The sequence below is a fragment of the Streptococcus thalassemiae genome, assembly GCF_903645285.1.
GTDB classification, from domain to species: Bacteria; Bacillota; Bacilli; order Lactobacillales; family Streptococcaceae; genus Streptococcus; species Streptococcus thalassemiae.
On the sequence record NZ_CAHJXN010000004.1, the window covers coordinates 444,145 to 469,048 of the forward strand.

Consider the following 24,904-nt stretch of genomic DNA (forward strand, 5'->3'; position numbering starts at 1 on the left):
CTTGCTGGATAAACCGTTTATAGACTAGGCGGTAAGCCGAAGATTGTACAAAATTTTTAGTGAAACAAAAAATCTCCCCGAAGAGAGATCATTCTGGTTTATTTTACCTTACAGTGCTAGGAACCGTAACCGAAGATTATACTTGAGTATATCGAGGTAAGGTGACAACGCAATGTAAGTGGAAAATAAAGCAGATTAGCGACGAAGTCCTAGAGAGTTGATCAACTCACGGTAACGGTTAACGTCGTTTTTACGCAAGTATGCAAGCAAGTTACGACGGCGACCGATTTTTTTCATCAATCCACGGTAAGTAGCGTGGTCTTTTTTGTGTTGTTTGATGTGTTCGTTAAGGTGGTTGATTTCCCAAGTAAGGACAGCAACTTGAACCTCTACTGAACCTGTATCACCTTCGTGACGTGCATATTGTGCGATGATTTCATTTTTTTTCTCTTTTGAGATTGCCATGATGTTTCTCCTTTTTATTTGGCTTCATCCGAGTGACAGGTTGGCATGCCTGTAACCAAGAAGAAGTTATTTGTCTTTACGACAATCCCTATTCTACCAATAACTAACTTCTTTGTCAACAGATTTACTTTCTTGTTTTAAACATGCTATAATAATCATAGCAAGAAATCCAAGTTATCTGTTTTTAAACGAGGTGATTATCATGCCTAGATTCTATTCCCATGTCCCCTACTATTTGGTCGTATTTTTCTTTTATTGGCCATTTTATGAGTTGTTATCACTAATCATTTCTGACCCCCTTTTGCTCAAGAGTCTCTACGTAAATAATATTCTCTTCTTTACACCTCTGGTAATCTTGATTATATCGCTACTCTATAGCTACCGTTTACGTTTCTCACTTTGGTGGTTAATTGGTAACGGACTGCTCTTTTGCTTTACTATCATAACTTTTGGTGAGTTTATACTAATTTACTTGCTAATCTATGAAACCTTGGCTCTGGTGGGCATGGCTTCCGGTATTGGCATCAAGCATATTCTACAAAAATGAAAAACAAAAAACTTTCACAAAATCCTTGAAAAATCTCACAATCATGCTATAATAATCCATAGAGACAAGTCACTTAGTCCCTTTATACTAGAGAGTGCGTGGTTGCTGGAAACGCATAGGAGGCCTAAACTGATACTACTCTTGAGTTTTTATGCAAACATAAGACGGTGGCCACGTTAGAGCCAATCAGAGGTGTCCCTCTTTTTTGAGGAACATAAATGAAGGTGGAACCACGTTGCGACGTCCTTTTGAGGATGTCGCTTTTTGTTTTTCTAGCTTTCACAATCCTCTGTCCCTGTTTTCAGAATAGGGTTAACACATTCGTCAATAATATAAGTAAGGAGAACATCATGATTAACATTACTTTCCCAGATGGCGCTGTTCGTGAATTCGAATCTGGCGTTACAACTTTTGAAATTGCCCAATCTATCAGCAATTCTCTAGCTAAAAAGGCCTTGGCTGGTAAATTCAACGGCAAACTCATCGACACTACTCGTGCTATCACTGAAGATGGAAGCATCGAAATTGTGACACCTGATCACGAAGATGCCCTTCCAATCTTGCGTCACTCAGCTGCTCACTTGTTCGCCCAAGCAGCTCGTCGTCTTTTCCCAGACATTCACTTGGGAGTTGGTCCAGCCATCGAAGATGGTTTCTACTACGATACTGACAACACAGCTGGTCAAATCTCTAACGAAGACCTTCCTCGTATCGAAGAAGAAATGCAAAAAATTGTCAAAGAAAACTTCCCATCAATCCGTGAAGAAGTTACTAAAGACGAGGCACGTGAAATCTTCAAGAACGACCCTTACAAGTTGGAATTGATTGAAGAACACTCTGAAGACGAAGGCGGTTTGACCATCTACCGTCAGGGTGAATATGTAGACCTTTGCCGTGGCCCTCACGTCCCATCAACAGGCCGTATCCAAATCTTCCACCTTCTCCATGTAGCAGGTGCTTACTGGCGTGGAAACAGCGACAACGCTATGATGCAACGTATCTATGGTACAGCTTGGTTTGACAAGAAAGACTTGAAAAACTACCTCCAAATGCGTGAAGAAGCTAAGGAACGTGACCACCGTAAACTTGGTAAAGAGCTTGACCTCTTCATGATTTCTCAAGAAGTTGGTCAAGGTTTGCCATTCTGGTTGCCAAATGGTGCGACTATTCGTCGTGAGTTGGAACGCTATATCGTTGACAAGGAGTTGGCTTCTGGCTATCAACACGTTTACACTCCACCACTTGCTTCTGTTGAGCTTTATAAGACTTCTGGTCACTGGGATCATTACCAAGAAGACATGTTCCCAACTATGGACATGGGTGACGGGGAAGAATTTGTCCTTCGTCCAATGAACTGTCCGCACCACATCCAAGTCTTCAAACACCATGTTCACTCTTACCGTGAGTTGCCAATCCGTATCGCTGAAATCGGTATGATGCACCGCTATGAAAAATCTGGTGCCCTGACTGGTCTTCAACGTGTACGTGAAATGTCTCTTAACGACGGTCACCTCTTCGTTACTCCAGAACAAATCCAAGAAGAATTCCAACGTGCCCTTCAGTTGATTATCGATGTTTATGAAGACTTCAACTTGAATGAATACCGCTTCCGCCTCTCTCTTCGTGACCCTCAAGATACTCATAAGTACTTTGATAACGATGAGATGTGGGAAAATGCTCAAACCATGCTTCGTGCAGCCCTTGACGAAATGGGTGTTGACTACTTTGAAGCCGAAGGTGAAGCAGCCTTCTACGGTCCAAAATTAGATATTCAAGTTAAGACCGCTCTTGGAAAAGAAGAAACTCTTTCTACTATCCAACTTGACTTCTTGCTTCCAGAACGCTTCGACCTTAAATACATCGGAGCTGATGGTGAAGAGCACCGTCCAGTTATGATCCACCGTGGAGTTATCTCAACTATGGAACGCTTCACAGCTATCTTGATTGAGAACTACAAGGGTGCCTTCCCAACATGGCTTGCACCACACCAAGTAACCCTCATCCCAGTATCTAACGAAAAACACGTGGACTACGCATGGGAAGTGGCGAAAAAACTCCGTGACCGCGGTGTCCGTGCAGACGTAGATGAGCGCAATGAAAAAATGCAGTTCAAGATCCGTGCTTCACAAACCAGCAAGATTCCTTACCAATTGATTGTTGGAGACAAGGAAATGGAAGACGAAACAGTCAACGTTCGTCGTTACGGACAAAAAGAAACACAAACTGTCTCAGTAGATGATTTTGTTCAAGCTATCCTAGCTGATATTGCCAACAAATCACGCGTTGAGAAATAAGAACCTAGTAAAAAGTCCTTAAAATCAGAAAAACGCATAATATCAGGTGTTGAACCTTGATACTATGCGTTTTATTCTTTATAATTTAGCTATTTCAAAATTACAAGTTCTCCATTCTTAATTTCCCAAACTTGGTCAAACTTACTTAATAATTCGTTTTGGCGATGTAAAGTAACAATGACGGCACTTGGTAGTTCCAGAACTCTTTCCAATTCCATTTTAAACTGATTAGTATCCAAGGCAGAGAAAGGTTCATCTAGGATAAGCAATGGATTTTTACGATTTTTCTCACGATTTAAATACATTCGTTGTTGCTGACCACCTGACAGGGATTGTGGTGGAATTTTTTCAAAATCTTCTTCTCTAAATTTTTCATTGAAACTATTGAATAGCGTTACATTATTTTCATAACTCGAAATAAATGTATGTTCTTGTTGCAGAATCATACCGAATCTTCCCCAAAGATGGTCCAAAACAAGCCCATCTAGCACAATTTGTCCGTCAAAATCTTCATCTGTTCCATTTAAAATGTTGAGAAGACTACTTTTTCCAGACCCATTCTTACCAATAAGCGCAATTTTATCCCCTTTTTGAATCGTAGCTGAAGTAATTATCAATTTTGATTCTCCCAGTTGTTTGGAAATGTTTTTCAAAGTAATCGTATCAAAAGAATGTTGAGGTGCTTGAACTGAAACGGGTCTCCCAACAATGTTTTGAAAACTCTTGATTACAGGCTTTACGGACTCTAACATTTGTAAATCATAAAGGATTTCCTGTATTGGTTCAGAAAAAGCATTAATATATCCGAAACTCGCCACCACCTCAGGAATACCGAGTTGCTGGTGAGATAGAGAGTAGGCTAAATAAATAAACAGAACAAGACTAATGAATTCAAAAGAAACACCTGTCAATAAGATGCCTGTAATTTTTGTCAAACCATACTTAAAATACTTATCCTGCAAATTCTTTAGAGAACTCTTTTGTTGATTCAAAAAATGCGACATAGTTAGTTTATTTACCAAATGATGTCCCATGAGCAAATCCTCCAAAGTTCGATAGTAATCTCCTTGTTTTTTCAAGTAAACCTGTCTACGATTAGCGGTCAACTTCCCAACGATTTTAGGAATTTGAATACTAATTCCAGTAGAAAAGATTAAAATCAGTGATACAATAGGATTAATTGTTCTGCTAATAATGAAAGCGTAAATGATGATACGTAAAATTTGTTTGATAAAACTCATCAATGGAGGAAGGTAATCCTTTTCCAACGAATCTAGGTCATTAGATTGATAGGAAATATACTCTGCTACTGTTTTCTGCTTAAAATCGTGGTGACTGAGTCCCAGAAGTGAACGAAACCACTCATTTTTCAAAGTAGTCGAAAAGATAATCCCCTGCTTCCAATCAAGTATCATTTGGATATAGTTACAACTCAAATAGCCTGCCACTGACATAGAGTAACCATATAGAGCTACTTGATAATCCCCTTTGATTAATGCCTGCGTGAAATACGGTAACAAAGCTGTGCAGATATTCGATACTACACCAAAAAGAAAATTAAAGAAGAGATACCATCTAATAGTTTTAAGATATGGTAGCATATACGATACTCCTTGCTAATGCGTTTTTTTTACATATCGCAGAACAATCTCTACTATTCCCTATTTCAGATAGTGCGATACTCGGACATTGAGTGCAATAATTGTAAATCACACAAGTACTGCCGTTTTTACTATCATTCAAAATATAATTTGCTATTTTGTAAAATATAGGTCTATCCCATGTTTCTTTGATAGATGTAAAATGAATATTTCCAATACTTCTATTGAAAGTAAGCTTTTTCAGTTTTTCTAACGATTTAGGCTATTTCGTGACACACCCACAATCCGTGAAAATTCTGGTTATATCAGATTATGTGATTTTCGTAAGAATTTTATATTGTCTCCAATCATGGCAGTCTCCTTTTACTTGATAAAACTATTATCAACATTTAGAAATTAAAAACTGGTTCAAAATCAATAGAATGTGTGTATTCGATACATTCAATAAATTCTTGGAAACAGTTCTACACCAGTTACACAAATCTATATACACCTATCTCATTCAAAATAAAAAGAAAGCTGCAGTTCTTTTAATCCTGTATCAACGATTCATTCTGAAATCGAATAGGAGACATTTCCCAAGTCTACAATTCACTTCATCTCAAATTAATTTTTGTAATTCACCCTTAGTTTATAGATTTTATACTCAACAAAAGTATAAAGCATACAAAACTTCACTTTGAACCAGTATTTATACTATATTCCGTATTAAAAATTCTATTATTGGTTTTGTAAAAAACAGTCTTCAAATATCCTGAAATATAGCAAAAAGAGATTGGGTAAAAACTCATTGTCTCTTCTCACTCAATTATCAGATTTATATCGGAAAACTTAATTCTTACTATCGTTCCTTTTCCGACCTCAGACGCGATGCGAATCTGGTGACCCAGTTCTTCAGAAATTTTCTTAGATAGGTAGAGGCCAAGTCCAGATGACTGCTGGGTTAGGCGTCCATTATACCCTGAAAAGCCACGTTCAAAGACTCGGAGGACATCACTGTTTTTTATCCCGATTCCCGTATCCTTGATACAAAGCTCTTGCCCGTCCATATAAATCTCCAGACCACCTTCCTTAGTGTACTTGAGACTATTTGAGATGATTTGTTCAATGACCACTAGCAGCCACTTTTTATCCGTCACGATTTCTTTATCAAGGTCATGTAGATTGACATTTAAGCCTTTTTGAATAAAGAAAAGAGCATATTTACGAAGTGTTTCCTTGACCAAGTCCTCGATTTGAACCTGCTTTAAGACCAAATCATCATGGAAACTTTCTAAACGCAGGTACTGTAAAACTAGATTGGTATAGGAATCAATCTTGAAAATTTCCTGTTCTAATTGCTGCTTCAGTTGGCGATCGACCACTTCTCCAACTAAGAGTTGACTGGCTGCAATGGGGGTCTTAATCTGATGGACCCACAAGGTATAGTAATCCAGCAAATCAGTCAGTTTTCTTTCTGAATCTGACCTCTGCTGATAGAGTTCCATCTCACGCGCTTCTAATTTTTCAGCCAAAACTCTTTCCAAAGGAGATTCGGCTTCCCTCTCTCCATAGAGAATTTCCTGGCGATAGACCTGCATTTCTACCAATATGTCCCAAGTGAAAAATAAGATGGTTACAAAGCAACACAAGAGAAAAAAATAGAGAAAGTAAATTCCTAAACTGGCAAATAAAAACTGAAAGAGTAAGACCAGAAACGTCAAAGAAAGCAGATAGACAAACAGACGACTACGGGAGCGCAGATAGGCTAGAAAAAATTGTTTCCAATCAAGCATGCTTCAGTCCGTACCCTATCCCTTTCTTGGTCTCGATAAATCCTACCAAGCCCTGCTCTTCCAATTTTTTACGCAAACGAGCCACATTGACAGAGAGCGTATTGTCATCAATGAAAAAGTCACTGTTCCAAAGCTCCCGCATCAGGTCATCACGCGCTACAATATTGCCCGCATGCTCAAATAAAACGCGTAAAATCTGGAATTCGTTCTTGGTCAAATTCAAGACTTGCCCTTGATAATGTAAATCCATTGATTTGGTATTGAGGATAACACCGGCATATTCCAGTAAACTCTCGTCACGCCCAAACTCATAGGAACGACGCAACAAGCCCTGAACCTTGGCTAAAAGAACCTGCTGGTCAAAAGGCTTGGTCACAAAGTCATCCGCGCCCATATTGATTGCCATGACAATATCCATAGCCTGGTCTCTCGAAGACAGAAACATGATAGGCACCTTGGAAATCTTGCGGATTTCCTGACACCAGTGATAGCCATTAAACAAGGGCAAACCAATATCCATGAGGACCAGATGAGGTTCCGACTGAACAAATAGACTCAAAACTTCCATAAAGTCTTCTACCAAGACCACTTCAAATCCCCATTCAGAGAGCATTTTTCCGACTTGTTGACGAATAACCTGATCATCTTCTACTAATAAAATCTTGTGCATCTGATTCTCCTTTGCTATTATTATAACAGATTTTTCCATGCTAGAAGGCCAGAAACTGAATTTGACATAGCTTGTTTTTAGCCAACATAGTGAGGCAATCCTAGTAGCTAATTTGAGGGAAATTTGATAAGATAAATAAAAAGAAAGGAGCTTTTATGACCAATATTTTTGACTATCTGAAAGATGTCGCACACGCTTCCTTTTACGACCTTCCATTGAATGAGTTAGACATTCTAGCCTTAACAGAAACCACCTACTTACCCTTTTATAATCTGATCTCCACAAGTCCTCAGCGACTTTTAGACCTGGCACCTCAGGTTCCAAGGGATCCCAACATGTTGACCAACAAAAATCGCCTCCAACTATTGGATGAGCTATCTCAACACAAGCGCTTCAAAAATTGCAAACTCTCCCATTTTATCAACGACATCGACCCTGAGCTGCAAAAGCAGTTTGCGGCTATGACCTACCGCCTCACTCTCGATACCTATCTGATTGTCTTTCGTGGGACTGATGACAGTATCATTGGCTGGAAGGAAGATTTTCACCTGACCTATATGAAGGAAATTCCTGCTCAAAAGCACGCTCTCCGCTATTTAAAGAACTTTTTTGCCCAACATCCTAAGCAAAAGGTCATTCTGGCTGGGCATTCCAAGGGAGGAAATCTAGCCATCTATGCTGCTAGCCAAATTGAGCAAAGTTTGCAGGATCAAATCACAGCAGTTTATACCTTTGATGCGCCTGGTCTCCACAAAGAACTGACACAAACTGAGGACTATCAAAGGATAATGGATAGAACCAAGGTCTTCATCCCACAAGGTTCCATTATCGGTATGATGATGGAAATCCCTAACCACCAAATCATCGTGCACAGTACTGCCTTTGGTGGTATCGCCCAGCACGATACATTTAGTTGGCAGATTGAGGACAAACACTTCATTCAACTGGACAAGACCAACAGTGATAGCCAACAAGTTGACACAACCTTCAAGGAGTGGGTGGCCACAGTCCCTGATGAGGAACTCCAGCTCTATTTCGACCTCTTCTTTGGCACCATTCTTGATGCTGGTATCACCTCTATCAATGACTTGGCTTCCTTAAAGGCGATTGAACACATTCATCATCTCTTTGTCCAAGCGCAATCCCTCACTCCAGAAGAAAGGGAAACCATGGGACGCCTCACCCAGTTATTGATTGATACCCGTTACCAAGCCTGGAAAAATAGGTAAAAAGCTTATGAAAAGGTAATACTCTTCGAAAATCTCTTCAAACCACGTCAGCGTCGCCTTACCGTATATATGTGACTGACTTTGTCAGTCTTATCTACAACCTCAAAGCGGTGCTTTGAGCAACCTGCGGCTAGCTTCCTAGTTTGCTTTTTGATTTTCATTGAGTATAAAAACCTTCTCATAAGCTTTTTTATTTTAAAGAAAAAATTACTCCTTCATCTGACTCTCTGCATCGGCCACGACTTGTTCTAGACTGGTCTGACCAAGCTCAGCCTCCATAGCCAGCTGGATTCTCTCCAACTTTTGATCCAAAACCTCATGAATATGAGCTCCGACTGGGCAATTTGGATTCGGATTGTCATGGAAACTGAAGAGTTGACCAGTCTTACCAAGACACTCAACCGCCTGATAAACATCTAATAGACTAATGTCTTTAAGATCCTTAACAATCTCTGTTCCGCCCGTTCCACGCGCTACTGAAATCAGCTCTGCCTTCTTCAACTGGGACAAGGTTTTTCTGATAATGACAGGATTGACCCCGACACTAGCAGCCAGAAAATCACTGGTCACCTTGCTTTCCTTCCCCTCTAGGGCAATGATTATCAGCATATGAGTCGCAATGGTAAATCTACTTGGAATTTGCATCCTCTTCTCCTTTTTACGAGGCTACCCTGCCTCTACTCTTCTTTTTCTATTATTATACCCTTTTTAGTTGTAATGTCAATCGTTACCACTTTTCAACCAGGCATCTAATTCCCTATCATAGCCCTCTTTCTGGGCCAATTCTCTCAGAAATTCCTGATGATGAGTATGGTGGATACCATTGACCAGACTTTCATAGTAAACCTCAAAATAGGGAAGTTTGAGGTCTTTAGCCAACTTCAATTCAGCTGCCACATCGTAGTCTACCCGTCGGAAGTCCATATCTACCAAGCCCTTGTCATCAAACTCCAAAACCATATACTGGGCTCGCAAGTCCTTCCGCAACTGGGCATCTAAAAAGAAAGGTTGCCCAATCGAACCCGGATTGACAATCAATTGCCCACCAGTCCCGTAACGAAGTAACTGCTGGTGAATATGACCATAAACAGCAATATCACAAGGGGGATTGATCACCAAGCGGTCAAAATCCTCTTGCGCTCCAGTATGAATCAACTCTCGCCCCCAGTTCTTATCAGGCAGATGGTGGCTAATTCCCACCGTCAAATCCCCAAACTGACGATGAAGCTGGAGAGGTTGATTGTGGAGCAGTTCAATTTCTTCTAGGGAAATTTCCTCTAAAACATACTGGCACTGGCGCAAGAGATAGCGTTGACTGGGGCGAGTACTATCCAATTCCTTACGGACACCATGCCAAAGACTGTCTTCCCAGTTTCCCAAAACTCTAGCCGTAATCGGTAGTTGAGCCAACAAGTCCAAAATCCTTCTACGCCCTGTCCCTGGCATGAGAATATCTCCCAAAAGCCAGTATTCATCCACTCCTAGCTGCCGAGCATCTGCCAAAACAGCCTCCAAGGCGGTGGTATTCCCATGAATATCTGAAAGAAGAGCTATTTTCGTCATATCCATCTCCTCGTTTTTTCTCTTGCAATAAGTATAACATAAAAAGTCACAGCTAGAGAAATCTAGCTTTTTTTGATATACTAGATAAAGATATTAGACAAGAGGAAGCGAATGACCCCGAATAAAGAAGACTATCTAAAATGTATTTATGAAATTGGCATAGACCTGCATAAAATTACCAACAAGGAAATTGCGGCTCGTATGCAAGTCTCTCCCCCTGCCGTAACTGAAATGATTAAACGGATGAAAAGTGAAAACCTCATCCTTAAGGACAAGGAATGTGGCTATCTACTGACAGACCTCGGACTCAAACTGGTCTCTGAGCTCTATCGTAAGCACCGCTTGATTGAAGTTTTTCTAGTTCATCATTTAGACTATACGAGTGACCAGATTCACGAAGAAGCTGAGGTCTTGGAACATACTGTCTCTGACCTGTTCGTGGAAAGACTGGATAAACTACTAGGTTTCCCTAAAACCTGCCCCCACGGAGGAACCATTCCTGCCAAGGGAGAACTCCTAGTTGAAATCAATACCCTGCCACTAGCTGACATCAAGGAAGCTGGCTCCTATCGCCTAACTCGGGTGCACGATAGTTTTGACATTCTCCATTATCTGGACAAGCACTCACTTCACATCGGTGACCAGCTCCAAGTCAAGCAGTTTGATGGCTTCAGCAACACCTTCACTATCCTTAGTAAAGATGAGGATTTACAAGTAGGTATGGACATTGCAAAACAACTCTATGTCGAAAAAATCAACTAATTTCTCAAGTCCCCTACCACCCCTGAAAGTTTGATTTTCAGGGTTTTCTTATCTATTTTTTGTATCAAAAACAATGGTAAACGCTTTCATTCTTTAACTAAATATTGTATAATAACTATATACAATATTACGTCACCAACAGATGAAAACAGGAGGGTTTATCATGAAAAACATCATCTTCATCAAAACTATTCAACTCCTTGTCATTGATGGAATCATGTTGGCATTTTTGACATTTAAAGAAGGGCTTACTTGGGATTGGATTTTAATTTATAGCGGTTGGCTCATTTTCTTTCATCCTGTGCTATTGACCTATCTTTCTAACCAGCTTTGTGACCACTTTAGTCAACTCTATTCTCAGATTAGACCGAGATTCTGGCGATTTGCCTTACAAATCCTCCTCTGGGATAGCCTGATGATTCTCTCCTTGATATGTTTAAGTAGCATCCCACTTTTCCTTCAGGGAACTCTCCTCATCCTAGGACATCTCATACTTTCCTATCACATAAGCCAAAGCCTGAAAAGAGACTTCCCAAAAGCCTATCAGGAACCGATTTCATTTTGGGGTATTTTATGATAGATGAGAAAGACCAAGCCGGCTGGGCTTGGTCTTTCTTATCTATTTTTAGTATCTAGGATAATGGTAACTGGCCCATCATTGACCAGCTCAACCTGCATATCCGCTCCAAAAATACCTGTCTGAACGGGCACTTCTTGCGCTAATTTTTGATTGAATGCATCATAGAAGTCTGATGCAATATCAGGCTTGGCTGCCCCTGTAAAGGCTGGACGATTGCCTTTCTTGGTATCCGCAAAGAGGGTAAACTGAGAAATAGAGAGGATTTCTCCTTCAATATCTTTGACAGACAGGTTCATCTTGCCTTCTGCATCTGAAAAAATCCGCATGTTGACCAGTTTTCTCACGGCATAGTCCAAATCTTCCTCTTGGTCCTCTGGTCCAACTCCAACCAGCAATAAGAGTCCCTGATTGATTTTTCCCTGAACCTGACCTTCGATACTCACTTGGGCTTTTTTAACCCGTTGGATAATGATTTTCATAATAGCCTTTCTAGTAAGAGCTAGGCCAATTAGCCATTGGTCCGTTTGACAGAATAGACTTCTGGCACACTCTTAATCTTGTCCACAACCGTGGTTAACGTCGAGAGGTTAGCAATACCAAAGGATACATGGATATTAGCAAATTTCATATCCTTGGTTGGTTGAGCGTTAACTGTTGAGATATTCTTGGTTGTGTTTGAAAGAACTTGCAGTACATCGTTCAACAGTCCTGTACGGTTGAGGCCGTAAATATCGATATGGGCCATATACTCCTTATTTGAGCTAGAGTACTGGTCTTCCCACTCCACATCAAGGAGACGTTGCTCGTAGTTTTCTTGGGCACGCAGGTTCATACAGTCCACACGGTGAATAGCCACACCACGACCCTTGGTGATATAGCCAACAATATCGTCACCAGGAACGGGATTACAACACTTGGCAATCCGCACTAGGAGACCTGAGGCTCCTTCAATGACCACACCACCCTCATGCTTAACCTTGAGGGTTTCTTTATTTTCAACCTTGATCTCGCCACCTTTGACAAGTTCTTCTGCCTCAGCCTTGGCCTTGGCACGTTCTTCTTCACGGCGTTCCTTTTCAGTCAGACGGTTAAAGACGGTAATGGCACCGATTTCCCCGAAACCAATGGCCGCAAAGAGGGATTCTTCTGTCTTGTAGCTGGTCTTTTGCAGAACTTGATCCATGTGGCGCTTGTCCATAAATTTATTGGCCACATAGCCGTTTTCTTGGAACTGAGCCATCAGCATTTCACGACCCTTGTTAACGGATAATTCCTTATCTTGATTTTTAAAGAACTGACGAATCTTGTTGCGGGCCTTACTGGTCTTGACCATATTGAGCCAATCACGGCTTGGCCCAAAGGAGTTCGGGTTAGTGACAATTTCAACCTGATCCCCTGTCTTGAGCTTGGTTGTCAGTGGAACCATACGGCCATTGACCTTGGCACCAGTCGCTTTTTCACCGACCTTGGTATGGATTTCATAGGCAAAGTCAATCGGTCCTGAATCTTTTGGAAGGGAACGGACAGCTCCATCTGGGGTAAAGACGTAAATCTCCTCAGCCAGATAGTTTTCCTTAACTGAATCCACAAATTCCTTGGCATCATCAGCCTGGTCTTGGAGCTCCATCATCTCCTTGATCCAGTTCATCCCAATAGCCGATTCCTTGCTGTTAACCTGCCCCTTAACACCTTTCTTATATGCCCAGTGAGCCGCAACTCCGTACTCAGCCACCTCGTGCATGGCTTTAGTTCGAATCTGGAATTCAATCGGCCCTTTTGGCCCATAAACTGTCGTATGGATAGACTGGTAACCATTGGCCTTGCGGTTAGCGATATAATCTTTGAAACGACCAGGCATGGGTTTCCAAAGCTCATGCACATAACCAAGCATGGCATAAACATCACTTTGGGTATCCAAAATACAACGAATGGCAATCAGGTCATAGATTTCCTCAAACCGTTTTCTCTTGTCCTGCATTTTGCGGAAAATCGAGTAAATATGCTTGGGACGACCGTAAATTTTCCCTTTTAGGTGACGATCTGTCGTATATTCCTCTAATTTTGTGACCACTTCATCCACCAAGGCCTCACGCTCTCTGCGCTTTTCCTTCATCATATGGGTAATCTTGTAAAACTCTGTCGGATTGAGATAACGGAAAGACAGGTCTTCCAATTCCCATTTGACACTGGAAATCCCCAAACGATGGGCAAGTGGGGCATAGATTTCCATGGTTTCTTTGGAAATGCGCTCCTGCTTGTCTTTTCGAAGGTGTTTAAGCGTCCGCATATTGTGCAAGCGGTCAGACAGTTTGACCAAGATAACACGGATGTCCTCAGACATGGCCATGAGCATCTTGCGATGATTTTCAGCTAATTGCTCTTCGTGAGACTTGTACTTAACTTTACCAAGCTTAGTAACCCCATCTACGATTACCCGCACATCAGGACCAAACTCCCTTTCCAAATCGTCCAAGGTCGCATCAGTATCTTCCACCACATCATGCAAGAAACCACAAGCTACCGTTACAGCATCCAGCTTGAGTTTGGCTAAAATACCTGCCACTTGGATAGGGTGAATAATGTAAGGTTCGCCAGATTTGCGATACTGGCCACTGTGGCATTCAACAGCATAGACCAAGGCCTTATGGACAAAATGAACATCCTCTTCCGTTAAATATTCTTTGGTTAAAGCGACAACTTCTTCGCCTGTTAAATTCACTTCTTTTGGCATCTCTACTCTCCAATTCTTCCTACCATTTTATCACTTTTTTAAGAATATGAAAACTAGATTGGAACAGAATAAGAAAAAAATAATTCAGAATTGCTTGATAATTCTGAATTATTAGTCTATAATATATTACGAAGTTAGATTTTAAACTTAGGTGATAGAAGGAGAGATAGAAGAACGGAAACCATATTGTAACCGAAAGACTTTCTGACTTCCCCAATTCCATTGAAGATACGAAAGATAAACGGTGGAACTCGTGTCACATACAATGGTACCTTGACTGGATTTTGGAATTAAAAATCCTCAAGATGCTTTCTTTTATCCTTTAGTTTATAAGGAGAACGCCTATGAAAAAAACTGCTATTTCTATCTTTTCTCTCCTAGTGTTAGGAGTTTGCTGCCTGTTCCTATTCAGCCAGCAAAGCTATAAAAAAACAGTCGTTCAATACTATGCTAACGACCAGAACCTGCCCAATAGGATAACTTATAGTGAATATAGTGACAAACGAGAAGCCAACTACGGTGGCACTCTAAACATCACATCTATCAAACAAGCTAATGACGGAGTTTATGCAACCTATGAAGGGCAATTGACACCTCTCCAATAGTGATAAATTGATAACCAGCCTGTCTTCATCTAGTCATGCTGGTTTTTAAGTTCATCCTAAATCCTTACCTATTCTCCCTAACTGTGCTATACTTAATTTAGTACATTCTTTGTGATTGGAGCCAATATGAAAATCCATAAAACCGTGAATCCTGTTGCCTATGAAAACACCTATTACCTAGAAGGCGAAAATCACCTCATCGTTGTCGATCCTGGTAGCCATTGGGAAGCTATTCGTCAGACAATAGAGAAGATCAACAAACCGATCTGTGCCATTCTATTGACCCATGCCCATTATGACCATATTATGAGTCTGGACTTGGTTCGCGAGACTTTTGGCAATCCTCCTGTCTATATCGCAGAGAGCGAAGCCAGCTGGCTCTACACTCCTGTCGACAATCTCTCTGGTCTCCCTCGCCACGATGATATGGAAGATGTAGTCGCAAAACCTGCAGAACACACTTTTATCTTTCACGAAGAATACCAACTGGAGGAATTTCGTTTCACTGTCTTGCCAACACCAGGTCACTCTATCGGCGGTGTTTCTATCGTCTTTCCGCAAGCTCATTTGGTATTAACTGGTGATGCCCTTTTCCGTGAAACCATCGGACGGACTGATCTTCCAACTGGTAGCATGGAACAACTCCTCCATAGTATCCAGACTCAACTCTTCACCCTACCAAACTACGATGTCTATCCAGGACATGGTCCAGCTACGACCATCGCCCATGAAAAGACCTTTAATCCTTTTTTCTAGTAAAATGATGACAATCAATAGCACAATTTAAGTAAACTATCCAGCAAATCTTTCTATTACAAAAGGCATCCTATCATGGTTTTCACACCTGATTGGATGCCTTTTTCTGATGACTAGATTTTTTGCATTACCAAATAATCACGCGCTCTTCTGGTGAACGCCACATACCGTCGCCTTCTTTGACATCATAGGTTGTAAAGAAATCATCGAAGTTTGGCACTTGCACATTGACACGGAGTTTGGCTGGCGCGTGCACATCGACGCTGGCCAAAAGTTTCATAAATTCTGGACGACCTTTCATGCGCCAGATGCGACCAAAGTTGTAGAAGAATTCTTCTGCTGAGAAGTCTGCTTCTCTCTTAGCTGCTTCAAGCGCTGCTGCGATTCCTCCCAAGTCAGCCACATTTTCTGACACAGTCAATTTACCGTTGATGGTTGCACCATAAGAATCCTGTCCATCAAACTGGTCAATAACTTTTTGTGTTTTCTCCTTGAAGGCAGCATAGTCGCTCTCTGTCCACCAATCCTTGAGGCTACCATTTTCATCAAAGGACGCTCCGTTGGTATCAAAGGCGTGAGAAATTTCATGGGCAATCACTGCCCCAATACCACCGTAGTTAGCAGAAGATGACTGATGCAAGTCATAGAAAGGAGCCTGTAAAATAGCCGCCGGGAAGACAATCAGGTTCTTCTGTGGATTGTAATAAGCATTGACCATATGAGCAGGCATGCCCCATTCTTTGTAGTCTACAGGTTGGTTCCACTTGCTCCAACTGTGCTTGATTTCCACACACGCAAAGGCTAGAGCATTGTCAAAAAGACTAGCAGTCTCATCCACTACCTTGTCCTTGTAGCGTGCTGGCAATTCTTCTGGGTAACCGATGTAAGGCTTGATAACATTGAGTTTGACGATAGCCTTGTCACGAGTTTCTGGAGTCAGCCAGTCATTCTTGGCCAAGCGTTCCTTATAGACATCAATCATGGTTGCCACTTTTTTCTCCACGTCCGCCTTAGCTTCTGGGGAGAATTTTTCATGGGCATACCAGAGACCCAAGGCTTGTTTGAAAGGACCTTGTGCTAGCTGGTAGGCAGCTTTAATCTTGTCTTTGGCTTCTGGAACTCCAGAAAGCGCACGGCTATAGGCACCTGACAAGACACGGATTTCTTCTGTTAAATAGCTGGTTGAAAGATTGACAACACTCAAAATCAAGGTTGCCTTGAGAAGAGGCCAGGCTTCTTCACTATAGAATTGCTCTGCTGCTTGCCAGAAGCGTTCCTCATCTACAATAACCTTGTCTGGCACTTGTCCAAGAACGGCTTGGAAGAAGTCATCCAAAGGTAGGGCAGGCGCAAATTTCTTGAAATCTTCGTAATCATATGGATGGTAAAGTTTAGCATACTCTGAACTTTCTTCATTAGAAAGCACTACTGCCGCAACTCGGCGGTCCAATTCTAGTCTTTTCTCTAGCAAGTCTTCAATTTCTACATCAGAGAAATCATAAGCCTTGAGAAGATTTGCGCTGGTTTCTTTCCACAAAGTCAAGAGCTCCTCGCGCTGAGGATGGTCTTCAGCATAGTAGGTCGTATCTGGCAAAATCGTGCTTGGAGCGCTAGCCCACAAAACGTTGATTCTGGCATCCATAAAGTCTGGCGATACACCAAAAGGAAGGAAATTAGGTTTGCCAGCAAGCTCAAACTCTGCTAGTTTAGCTGTAAAATCCTCAAAAGTCTCCAATTCTTGGAATTCTTTAAGAAGTGGTAAGACAGGTTTGATACCGTCGGCTTCTCTCTTGTCAAAATCACGAACTAGGCGGTGGTATTTGACAAAGTTCGCCAAGATAGCATCCTCAGGCACCTCTTCATCTGCCAACCACTTGTCTGTTGTCGCCAACATCAAGTCTTCAATTTCCTGGTCTAAATCAACAAAACCTCCCGTTTGAGACTTATCTGCTGGAATTTCAGCTGTCTGTTGCCATTCCCCATTGATAGCATCATAAAAATCATCTTGATAACGTGTCATCTTGTTCTCGCTTTCATTTGTACTTGTTTTTAGCTTAACAAAAATTGCTTGGGAATGCAATTAAAAATGAACGGATGTTTCCCATCATTTTTCAGTTATTATTTTAATTTTTTCAAAAATTAACTTGACTTAATTTTTTTTTTAATGTATATTAAGAGACAGGAGGAATATAAGTTTATGATACGTATCGAAAACCTCAGTGTCTCCTACAAAGAAACGTTGGCACTTAAGGATATTTCACTAGTGCTCCACGGACCAACAATTACCGGTATTATTGGTCCAAACGGTGCTGGGAAATCAACATTATTAAAAGGGATGCTGGGAATTATCCCACATCAAGGTCAGGCATTTCTCGATGACAAGGAAGTTAAAAAATCCTTACATCGAATCGCCTATGTCGAACAAAAAATCAATATCGACTACAACTTTCCCATCAAGGTCAAGGAATGTGTCTCGCTAGGACTCTTTCCCTCTATCCCTCTCTTTCGAAGTTTAAAGGCTAAACATTGGAAGAAAGTGCAAGAGGCCCTTGAAATTGTCGGTCTAGCTGACTACGCTGAACGTCAAATCAGCCAACTGTCTGGAGGTCAATTCCAGCGGGTCTTGATTGCTAGATGTTTGGTTCAGGAAGCCGACTATATCCTCTTGGATGAACCCTTTGTTGGGATTGACTCTGTCAGTGAGGAAATCATCATGAATACGCTGAGAGATTTGAAAAAAGCTGGGAAGACGGTTCTCATCGTCCACCACGACCTCAGCAAGGTTGCCCACTACTTCGATCAAGTCTTGCTTGTCAATCGAGAAGTGATTGCCTTTGGTCCAACCAAAGAAACCTTTACCGAAGCCAATCTCAAAGAAGCTTACGGTAATCGACTCTTTTTCAATGGAGGTGACCTATGATTACAGAATTTATCGATGGATTGCAAAAATTCCATTTCTTACAAAATGCCTTGATAACAGCTATTGTCATCGGGGTCGTAGCTGGAGCTGTAGGATGTTTCATCATTCTACGCGGGATGTCACTCATGGGAGATGCCATTTCACATGCTGTCTTGCCAGGTGTAGCCCTCTCCTTCATCTTGGGCGTTGACTTCTTTATCGGAGCCATTGTCTTTGGATTGCTAGCTGCCATCATCATTACCTACATCAAGGGGAACTCGATTATCAAAAGCGATACCGCCATCGGCATTACCTTTTCTTCTTTCTTAGCCCTCGGTATCATCTTGATTAGTGTCGCTAAAAGTTCAACTGACCTTTTCCATATCCTTTTTGGTAATATTCTAGCCGTCCAAGATACGGATATGTTTATCACTATGGGCGTAGGGGCGGTCATTCTCTTGTTAATCTGGATTTTCTTCAAGCAACTCTTGATAACTTCCTTTGATGAACTTCTGGCTAAAGCCATGGGAATGCCTGTCAATTTCTATCACTACCTCCTCATGATACTCCTGACTCTCGTGTCTGTGACAGCCATGCAAAGTGTTGGAACTATCCTGATTGTAGCCATGCTGATTACCCCAGCTGCAACTGCTTATCTGTATGCTAATAGCCTGAAAAGTATGATTTTCCTTTCCTCAACCTTTGGAGCTACAGCTTCAGTTTTGGGACTCTTTATTGGCTATAGTTTAAACTTAGCAGCTGGTTCTAGCATCGTACTTACAGCTGCTAGCTTCTTCTTAATCAGTTTCTTTATCTCTCCTAAACAACGATATTTGAAACTGAAAAATAAACATTTGTTAAAATAAGGGGCAAAACCCCAATAAATTGGAGGATCTAATGAAAAAATTAGGTACATTACTCGTTCTCTTTCTTTCCGTTATTGCTCTTGTAGCATGTGCTAGCGGAAAAAAAGATGCAGCTTCTGGTCAAAAACTAAAAGTTGTTGCTACAAACTCAATCATCGCTGATATTACTAAAAATATTGCTGGTGACAAGATTGATCTTCACAGTATCGTTCCGATTGGACAAGACCCACACGAATACGAACCACTTCCTGAAGATGTTAAGAAAACTTCTGAGGCAGACCTCATTTTCTATAACGGTATCAACCTTGAAACAGGTGGCAATGCTTGGTTTACCAAATTGGTAGAAAATGCCAAGAAAACTGAAAACAAAGACTACTTTGCAGTCAGCGAAGGGGTTGAAGTTATCTACCTTGAAGGAAAAAATGAAAAAGGTAAAGAAGACCCACACGCTTGGCTCAACCTTGAAAATGGGATTATCTTTGCTAAAAATATCGCTAAACAATTGAGCGCCAAAGACCCTAACAACAAAGAATTCTATGAAAAAAATCTCAAAGAATATACTGATAAGTTAGACAAACTTGATAAAGAAAGTAAGGATAAATTTAATAACATCCCTGCTGAAAAGAAACTCATTGTAACCAGCGAAGGAGCATTCAAATACTTCTCTAAAGCCTATGGTGTCCCAAGTGCTTACATCTGGGAAATCAATACTGAAGAAGAAGGAACACCTGAACAAATCAAGACCTTGGTTGAAAAACTTCGCCAAACAAAAGTTCCTTCACTCTTTGTAGAATCTAGTGTGGATGACCGTCCAATGAAGACTGTTTCACAAGACACAAACATCCCAATCTACGCACAAATCTTTACTGACTCTATCGCAGAACAAGGTAAAGAAGGCGACAGCTACTACAACATGATGAAATACAACCTTGACAAGATTGCTGAAGGATTGGCAAAATAAGCCTCTGAAAAACGTCATTCTCATATGAGCTGGCGTTTTTTCTATGCCCACATTTCCGGTCAAATCATTGGAAAATTTCGACTGTTTCAGCTACAATGGAAGAAAAAAGATTGGAGTATCCTATGGTAACTTTTCTCGGAAATCCTGTGAGCTTTACAGGTAAACAACTACAAGTCGGCGACAAGGCGCTTGATTTTTCTCTTACTACAACAGATCTTTCTAAAAAATCTCTGGCTGATTTTGATGGCAAGAAAAAAGTTTTGAGTGTCGTTCCTTCTATCGATACAGGCATCTGCTCAACTCAAACACGTCGTTTTAATGAAGAATTGGCTGGACTGGACAACACGGTCGTATTGACTGTTTCAATGGACCTACCTTTTGCTCAAAAACGTTGGTGCGGTGCTGAAGGCCTTGACAATGCCATTATGCTTTCAGACTACTTTGACCATTCTTTCGGGCACGATTATGCCCTCTTGATCAACGAATGGCACCTATTAGCACGCGCAGTCTTTGTCCTCGATACTGACAATACGATTCGCTACGTTGAATACGTGGATAATATCAATTCTGAGCCAAACTTCGAAGCCGCAATTGCAGCTGCTAAAGCCCTATAGAAAAAATCCTCTGTCACAAAGAGTTCCCTGCTCTTTGAAACGGAGGATTTTTGTTATTCTTTAATTATTGTTTATTTTGAAATGAATCCTTCAAAATCTTTTAGTTGAAAATTATATTTTTCAGTGAGTAACACATTATCCACTGCAATATCTTCTCCCAATGGGTAAATATTTCTTTTGAAACGGTTGTAGGAGGAAAATCTCTCCTACACTATTATTGATTTTGAGAGAAAATTGCAAAATATCATCTACCAAACTTTCAATTATTAAGATTTTTTGCAGTTTATCTGAATTAGAATCGCAAGACTTCTCGATAATATAATTGTCGAATTTTTTCATTCTAACTTTCTCTTCACTATTTCTTCCTTTATCAAGAAAAAGTTACCTCAATATTGATAAAGTACAATTCTAAATTAACTCCAATTATTGATTCATGATAATATTTCAGTAACTCATCATGCAATTAAAAACAAGGATTTTTATTTCAGACGATCCATCGTGAACACTTCATCAGCCATCTCCCAAATTGCCGGATTATGTGTTGCGATAATGATTAGCTTATTATCATCTCGAAGAGATAGCAAAATCTCCATAATCAACTGAGAGGTTGCTGGGTCTATTGAAGCTGTTGGCTCATCTGCCAGAATAAGGGGTGGATTCTTTAAGATAACTTTTGCCAAGGCAACCCGTTGCGATTCTCCGCCCGATAACTCAAAGATGCGCTTATCTAGGTCAAGATAAGCCAGGCCGACCTGTTCTAAAGCCTGCTTCTGCCTCAACCGCTGTTCCGACCGACTCAACTTTTGACCAATGAGACCTAGCTTAAGGTTTTCTTCAATACTTTGGTTTTCAATTAAGCCAAAGTTCTGGAAGAGGTAGCCCAATTCGTGACGGAAAAAATCACTCGATTTATAATTGGCCAAGTCTTTACCTCGGTAAAAAATCGTCCCATCATAAGATTCTAATTTCCCAATCATGTTCATCAAGGTTGTTTTTCCGCTACCACTTGAACCAATTAAGGCATAGACTTTTCCAGCCTCAAATGTCATTGAAAGATTCGAAAATAACTCTCGTTCTCCAAAAGATTTACTCACCTGTTTAAGTTCAATCATATTAACCTCCCTTCAAAACAAGCATGGACATCTTGTTTTCTTTCTGCATTTGGACATGTAACTGTAAAAGAGATAGACCAGTAAAGAGTAACAAGACTAAGAAAGCAACTAGTATCTCTACCTGAAGAAATACACTCGCAACAAATCCCAGTAAAAACACACCCAGTTGAGCAAAGAGATAAGTGCGATGGATTTCTAAGAACCTGAGACCTGCAATGCGTTTGATAAAAATGGCACGTCTAAATTCTTCAAAGTAGAGCCTATTCATAGTGTTAAACAACAAGATTGAAGTTGCAATCCCAAGCACAGCTCCTGCTAGCATTACCCAACGTTCCCTCTGGATATTATCCAATAATGTGATGTAGTTGTGGTAACCTGTTTGCATTTCTGAGACCCAATTTTCAATGCCTTGTCTCTGGATAAGCTCTTGGGCATCAGACAATTGATTAAAGAGAATGTAGTTCTGTACTGCGTCTATCCAAAACAAAATGGACTGTGGACCAGTTGATTGGGGTGTTATAACAATGATGATTGGATCTTTCAAAAATTGTTGGTAAGAAATAGGGGTCGTATTATACACAAAACGATCCTGACCTGATTCCAAATAACCTACCGTAGCAGTCATTTGCTGTCGTTCATCTTGACTAGACATGCGACTGGTTAAGTCGTCTTCAAAAACAGATTTATAATGTTCTTCCTCTGAACGGAGGTGTTCAGGCAGCAATAAGACAAACTCCCCTACATCAAGGTGATTCATCTTTTGCTCAATAGTTGTATCTACAGGAATGTTTTGACGCTCCAAGTATTGCGGTGTGACGATAAGGACATTGCCATTCGGGCTGTAATCGTACCATTCTGTAGAGGTTATAAAGTTTTTGGAGGAAGCCATGCCATTTTGCAAAGTACGGTCAATTAACTGGTGTCTAGATAAGAAAGCCTTTTGTTCTGAAACAGCCAGATCCATCAATTGATACCAAGTTCTGAGTTTCCTTTGAGCTTGTTCATCAAAACCAGGACTCGTTCCTTCACGGCTGATTGATAGGGTAATCAGTTGCCTTTCCTGGCTCCAAGCCTCTTGTCCAATCCGATGCTGTTGCCAGGCTTGGGAATACTTTAAGCTACTCCCTATTCCCAGCGTTACAATAATAATCGCTAATAGTTGACCGATTAAAATCAAACTAATGATTCCTCTGACAGGCACTTGCCCTTTTATAATCTGTATCAGGTGTATCTTTTTTATCCCAACTGCGAAGAGTTGAGCGAAAAACAGGGAGATCGACAACAAGATGAGATTATAACTGAGCAAGCCTGCTCCTATGGTCATTAGGGATTGCGTTGGAAGCGACAGAATTTTTTGCATAAGAATGGTGAGCACGCCAGCTAAACTGAAACCAACAGCTATCCCTTTCAAATCCTCACCAACTGGTCTAAGAAAAATGGACCACCGTTTCTCTCCTGAAATGAGGCGAATGCCCGACGACCGTAATTGGCTAATTTGACTAATTAAAGTCAGTGCTCCAAAGGTTAAGATGAAAATCAATAGACTGATTAACTGAAATCCGTTACTAAAGATAGCCATTAACGTAGATAGTTTAGATGGAATTGTCAGGTGCATATTAGTCAAGCCAAGTTGACTTAGCTCCTCCCTTAGCAAGTGAATATCTAGGTGTCCATCGAATACAAAATAGTTTGTTTCAACACTACTACTTTGAGCATCTTCTAGATTTTTTTCCTGTAGCCCATCAGGCAACTTTCCGTCTCCAAAGGTCGTATAAGAAAAAACTGTAGTACCTTCTGAGTTAGGATCTTGGTGTTGAATCGCAATAAAGCTATCTGTTTCTTCTGCTAGTTTTTCCAAGCGTGTAGCAACATGCTGAAAAGTTGTTTCAGGGGAAGAATCATGTACAACAACGTTGGGGTAATAATGGGAGACATATGTATCAGTCCAAATGGTAAATACCCAAACAAAGAACAAACTAGCAAGCAGGTTGGATATGAGTATAAATAATTTTTTCATAGTGCATTCCTTATTCTAAAACGGAGGGCAGAAATACCCCTGACCTCTATAAACTAACAAGCTTACTAAACTATTGATAAAAGAATCTTCTTCAATTATTCTTTACCATCCTGCATCAAATCTAATTTTTAACATATTATTCCTCCTCTGAATGAAATATTCTGAAAATGAGCGAAATGCAACTACATATTTTAATTAGAAATCTCAGTCTGAATTATAGTATCCTATTTTTTCCTCCTTTCTAACTGCACGTTCCTTTCTACAGGCAGAGACCTAATTTTATAAACTAATCTTAAATACTTTAGATTTTGTAACTCATAATTTTCAACAGTTGGTTAGCTATGAAAGCATTTTATCAAACATCTCCATTCTTATATCTATCTGGTATTGTTACAAGCTCTCATAAGAATACCTTTCTCTAAATAGTTGAATTTTAAAGTAATACGAAATCAATCAGCCTTCCCAACATCAAGTCCATTCGATTTTTTTGTGATTGTACTCGAACTTCCAATTGTCTATTCTTCTGAACAAACTGTTGATAGGGAATTGTATTACCAAATGCAAGAACACTTAGTAATACAAATATAACTATTTTTTTAATTCCACGATTTCTCCTCATCTTATATTATGAACCTCCTTTCTTTCTGCTTAATTCTAACACACATATGAAAATCAGTCAAGTTTTTATGTCTATTTTTACTTTTTTCGGGATTTATTACCATAAAGAATTATTTATTCCTTTAACTTGCTATTTTGAACTAAAAATTTTATAATGAAATTAAGCAAATAGGAAGGTTTATTATCTTTAATGAATACACTCGCAGAGAAATTCAGATTGAAAAGAAAAGAGTTGAGAC

The 24,904-nt window shown here is 40.4% G+C and carries 21 protein-coding genes and 3 pseudogenes; 11 read left to right on the plus strand and 13 right to left on the minus strand.

Annotated features, from left to right (window positions below):
• Positions 1-195 precede the first annotated feature (195 nt).
• Positions 196-465, minus strand: coding sequence for a 30S ribosomal protein S15 (gene rpsO, locus HWX15_RS09635; protein ID WP_001018251.1), 270 nt, complete (start codon positions 463-465; stop codon positions 196-198).
• A gap of 202 nt (positions 466-667) precedes the next feature.
• On the opposite strand from rpsO, the pseudogene HWX15_RS10115 reads away from it, so the two are divergent.
• Together HWX15_RS10115 and thrS are read left to right on the plus strand one after the other, a co-directional pair.
• Positions 668-1,041: pseudogene (locus HWX15_RS10115) on the plus strand (hypothetical protein).
• A gap of 321 nt (positions 1,042-1,362) precedes the next feature.
• Positions 1,363-3,306, plus strand: coding sequence for a threonine--tRNA ligase (thrS, locus tag HWX15_RS09640; RefSeq protein ID WP_175880997.1), 1,944 nt, complete (start codon positions 1,363-1,365; stop codon positions 3,304-3,306).
• A gap of 89 nt (positions 3,307-3,395) precedes the next feature.
• Here thrS and HWX15_RS09645 read toward each other — a convergent pair whose 3' ends face one another.
• The 3 genes from HWX15_RS09645 to HWX15_RS09655 form a co-directional block, all read right to left on the minus strand.
• Complete coding sequence (locus HWX15_RS09645) at positions 3,396-4,907, minus strand: ATP-binding cassette domain-containing protein (RefSeq protein WP_175880998.1); 1,512 nt, start codon at positions 4,905-4,907, stop codon at positions 3,396-3,398.
• An 800-nt stretch (positions 4,908-5,707) separates the two neighbouring features.
• Positions 5,708-6,682: a sensor histidine kinase gene (locus HWX15_RS09650; RefSeq protein WP_175880999.1), complete on the minus strand. Its 975-nt coding sequence runs from the start codon at positions 6,680-6,682 to the stop codon at positions 5,708-5,710.
• Positions 6,675-7,352 (minus strand): response regulator transcription factor, encoded by a 678-nt coding sequence (locus tag HWX15_RS09655; RefSeq protein ID WP_000548991.1) that lies wholly within the window; start codon positions 7,350-7,352, stop codon positions 6,675-6,677. Before HWX15_RS09655 ends, HWX15_RS09650 begins: the two co-directional genes overlap by 8 nt.
• Positions 7,353-7,507: 155 nt before the next feature.
• Between HWX15_RS09655 and HWX15_RS09660 the strand changes: the two genes are divergently transcribed.
• Positions 7,508-8,581 (plus strand): DUF2974 domain-containing protein, encoded by a 1,074-nt coding sequence (locus tag HWX15_RS09660; protein ID WP_175881000.1) that lies wholly within the window; start codon positions 7,508-7,510, stop codon positions 8,579-8,581.
• 207 nt (positions 8,582-8,788) lie between these two features.
• On the opposite strand, the gene HWX15_RS09665 is transcribed toward HWX15_RS09660, so the two are convergent.
• Positions 8,789-9,226, minus strand: a complete 438-nt coding sequence (locus tag HWX15_RS09665) for an Rrf2 family transcriptional regulator (protein ID WP_050241979.1) — start codon at positions 9,224-9,226, stop codon at positions 8,789-8,791.
• 75 nt (positions 9,227-9,301) lie between these two features.
• A complete protein-coding gene (locus HWX15_RS09670; protein WP_175881001.1) occupies positions 9,302-10,144 on the minus strand; it encodes a metallophosphoesterase family protein in 843 nt (280 codons plus the stop codon).
• 111 nt (positions 10,145-10,255) lie between these two features.
• On the opposite strand from HWX15_RS09670, the gene HWX15_RS09675 reads away from it, so the two are divergent.
• Positions 10,256-10,906, plus strand: coding sequence for a metal-dependent transcriptional regulator (locus HWX15_RS09675; RefSeq protein WP_175881002.1), 651 nt, complete (start codon positions 10,256-10,258; stop codon positions 10,904-10,906).
• 163 nt (positions 10,907-11,069) lie between these two features.
• Positions 11,070-11,483, plus strand: coding sequence for a hypothetical protein (locus HWX15_RS09680; protein WP_175881003.1), 414 nt, complete (start codon positions 11,070-11,072; stop codon positions 11,481-11,483).
• A 38-nt stretch (positions 11,484-11,521) separates the two neighbouring features.
• Here HWX15_RS09680 and dtd read toward each other — a convergent pair whose 3' ends face one another.
• Together dtd and HWX15_RS09690 are read right to left on the minus strand one after the other, a co-directional pair.
• Entirely contained in the window at positions 11,522-11,965 is a 444-nt protein-coding gene (gene dtd / locus HWX15_RS09685; protein WP_068843991.1) for a D-aminoacyl-tRNA deacylase, read from the minus strand.
• A gap of 29 nt (positions 11,966-11,994) precedes the next feature.
• A complete protein-coding gene (locus tag HWX15_RS09690; RefSeq protein WP_175881004.1) occupies positions 11,995-14,217 on the minus strand; it encodes a RelA/SpoT family protein in 2,223 nt (740 codons plus the stop codon).
• A gap of 380 nt (positions 14,218-14,597) precedes the next feature.
• On the opposite strand from HWX15_RS09690, the gene HWX15_RS09695 reads away from it, so the two are divergent.
• Together HWX15_RS09695 and HWX15_RS09700 are read left to right on the plus strand one after the other, a co-directional pair.
• Positions 14,598-14,822, plus strand: coding sequence for a hypothetical protein (locus HWX15_RS09695; protein ID WP_345789006.1), 225 nt, complete (start codon positions 14,598-14,600; stop codon positions 14,820-14,822).
• 126 nt (positions 14,823-14,948) lie between these two features.
• The gene (locus tag HWX15_RS09700) at positions 14,949-15,578 is read left to right on the plus strand and encodes an MBL fold metallo-hydrolase (RefSeq protein ID WP_175881005.1); all 630 of its coding nucleotides are present in this window, start codon (positions 14,949-14,951) and stop codon (positions 15,576-15,578) included.
• A 127-nt stretch (positions 15,579-15,705) separates the two neighbouring features.
• Here the strand turns inward: HWX15_RS09700 and pepO are convergent, their stop codons facing one another.
• Positions 15,706-17,598 carry an endopeptidase PepO gene (gene pepO / locus HWX15_RS09705; protein WP_175881006.1) on the minus strand — a complete coding sequence of 631 codons (1,893 nt, stop codon included), beginning with the start codon at positions 17,596-17,598 and terminating at the stop codon, positions 15,706-15,708.
• Between the two features lie 177 nt (positions 17,599-17,775).
• Between pepO and HWX15_RS09710 the strand changes: the two genes are divergently transcribed.
• The 4 genes from HWX15_RS09710 (at position 17,776) to tpx (ending at position 20,918) form a co-directional block, all read left to right on the plus strand.
• Positions 17,776-18,498, plus strand: coding sequence for a metal ABC transporter ATP-binding protein (locus tag HWX15_RS09710; RefSeq protein ID WP_000619145.1), 723 nt, complete (start codon positions 17,776-17,778; stop codon positions 18,496-18,498).
• A complete protein-coding gene (locus tag HWX15_RS09715; protein ID WP_175881007.1) occupies positions 18,495-19,343 on the plus strand; it encodes a metal ABC transporter permease in 849 nt (282 codons plus the stop codon). The genes HWX15_RS09710 and HWX15_RS09715 overlap by 4 nt, the downstream gene beginning before the upstream one ends.
• 31 nt (positions 19,344-19,374) lie before the next feature.
• On the plus strand, positions 19,375-20,304 hold the full coding sequence (psaA, locus tag HWX15_RS09720; protein WP_055387639.1) for a metal ABC transporter substrate-binding lipoprotein/adhesin PsaA: 930 nt from the start codon (positions 19,375-19,377) through the stop codon (positions 20,302-20,304).
• 122 nt (positions 20,305-20,426) lie between these two features.
• Positions 20,427-20,918: a thiol peroxidase gene (gene tpx / locus HWX15_RS09725; RefSeq protein ID WP_001810118.1), complete on the plus strand. Its 492-nt coding sequence runs from the start codon at positions 20,427-20,429 to the stop codon at positions 20,916-20,918.
• A gap of 180 nt (positions 20,919-21,098) precedes the next feature.
• On the opposite strand, the pseudogene HWX15_RS09730 reads toward tpx, so the two are convergent.
• The 4 genes and pseudogenes from HWX15_RS09730 to HWX15_RS10120 all read right to left on the minus strand — a co-directional run.
• Positions 21,099-21,257, minus strand: a pseudogene (locus HWX15_RS09730) (competence protein ComA); the annotation flags it as partial.
• Positions 21,258-21,397: 140 nt separating this feature from the next.
• Positions 21,398-22,030, minus strand: coding sequence for an ABC transporter ATP-binding protein (locus HWX15_RS09735; protein ID WP_175881009.1), 633 nt, complete (start codon positions 22,028-22,030; stop codon positions 21,398-21,400).
• A 1-nt stretch (position 22,031) separates the two neighbouring features.
• Positions 22,032-24,047: a DUF1430 domain-containing protein gene (locus tag HWX15_RS09740; RefSeq protein ID WP_175881010.1), complete on the minus strand. Its 2,016-nt coding sequence runs from the start codon at positions 24,045-24,047 to the stop codon at positions 22,032-22,034.
• A gap of 449 nt (positions 24,048-24,496) precedes the next feature.
• Positions 24,497-24,666: pseudogene (locus HWX15_RS10120) on the minus strand (PhrA family quorum-sensing system peptide).
• Between the last annotated feature and the right edge of the window lie 238 nt (positions 24,667-24,904).

Bases quoted from the DNA above. Each gene is read 5' to 3' on its own strand.
- HWX15_RS09690 (WP_175881004.1), bottom strand. From the start codon at position 14,217: ATGCCAAAAGAAGTGAATTTAACAGGCGAAGAAGTTGTCGCTTTAACC.
- dtd (WP_068843991.1), bottom strand. From the start codon at position 11,965: ATGAAAATCATTATCCAACGGGTTAAAAAAGCCCAAGTGAGTATCGAA.
- thrS (WP_175880997.1), top strand. From the start codon at position 1,363: ATGATTAACATTACTTTCCCAGATGGCGCTGTTCGTGAATTCGAATCT.
- rpsO (WP_001018251.1), bottom strand. From the start codon at position 465: ATGGCAATCTCAAAAGAGAAAAAAAATGAAATCATCGCACAATATGCA.
- HWX15_RS09740 (WP_175881010.1), bottom strand. From the start codon at position 24,047: ATGAAAAAATTATTTATACTCATATCCAACCTGCTTGCTAGTTTGTTC.
- pepO (WP_175881006.1), bottom strand. From the start codon at position 17,598: ATGACACGTTATCAAGATGATTTTTATGATGCTATCAATGGGGAATGG.
- HWX15_RS09675 (WP_175881002.1), top strand. From the start codon at position 10,256: ATGACCCCGAATAAAGAAGACTATCTAAAATGTATTTATGAAATTGGC.
- HWX15_RS09710 (WP_000619145.1), top strand. From the start codon at position 17,776: ATGATACGTATCGAAAACCTCAGTGTCTCCTACAAAGAAACGTTGGCA.
- psaA (WP_055387639.1), top strand. From the start codon at position 19,375: ATGAAAAAATTAGGTACATTACTCGTTCTCTTTCTTTCCGTTATTGCT.
- tpx (WP_001810118.1), top strand. From the start codon at position 20,427: ATGGTAACTTTTCTCGGAAATCCTGTGAGCTTTACAGGTAAACAACTA.
- HWX15_RS09735 (WP_175881009.1), bottom strand. From the start codon at position 22,030: ATGATTGAACTTAAACAGGTGAGTAAATCTTTTGGAGAACGAGAGTTA.
- HWX15_RS09645 (WP_175880998.1), bottom strand. From the start codon at position 4,907: ATGCTACCATATCTTAAAACTATTAGATGGTATCTCTTCTTTAATTTT.
- HWX15_RS09680 (WP_175881003.1), top strand. From the start codon at position 11,070: ATGAAAAACATCATCTTCATCAAAACTATTCAACTCCTTGTCATTGAT.
- HWX15_RS09670 (WP_175881001.1), bottom strand. From the start codon at position 10,144: ATGACGAAAATAGCTCTTCTTTCAGATATTCATGGGAATACCACCGCC.
- HWX15_RS09660 (WP_175881000.1), top strand. From the start codon at position 7,508: ATGACCAATATTTTTGACTATCTGAAAGATGTCGCACACGCTTCCTTT.
- HWX15_RS09700 (WP_175881005.1), top strand. From the start codon at position 14,949: ATGAAAATCCATAAAACCGTGAATCCTGTTGCCTATGAAAACACCTAT.
- HWX15_RS09655 (WP_000548991.1), bottom strand. From the start codon at position 7,352: ATGCACAAGATTTTATTAGTAGAAGATGATCAGGTTATTCGTCAACAA.
- HWX15_RS09665 (WP_050241979.1), bottom strand. From the start codon at position 9,226: ATGCAAATTCCAAGTAGATTTACCATTGCGACTCATATGCTGATAATC.
- HWX15_RS09650 (WP_175880999.1), bottom strand. From the start codon at position 6,682: ATGCTTGATTGGAAACAATTTTTTCTAGCCTATCTGCGCTCCCGTAGT.
- HWX15_RS09715 (WP_175881007.1), top strand. From the start codon at position 18,495: ATGATTACAGAATTTATCGATGGATTGCAAAAATTCCATTTCTTACAA.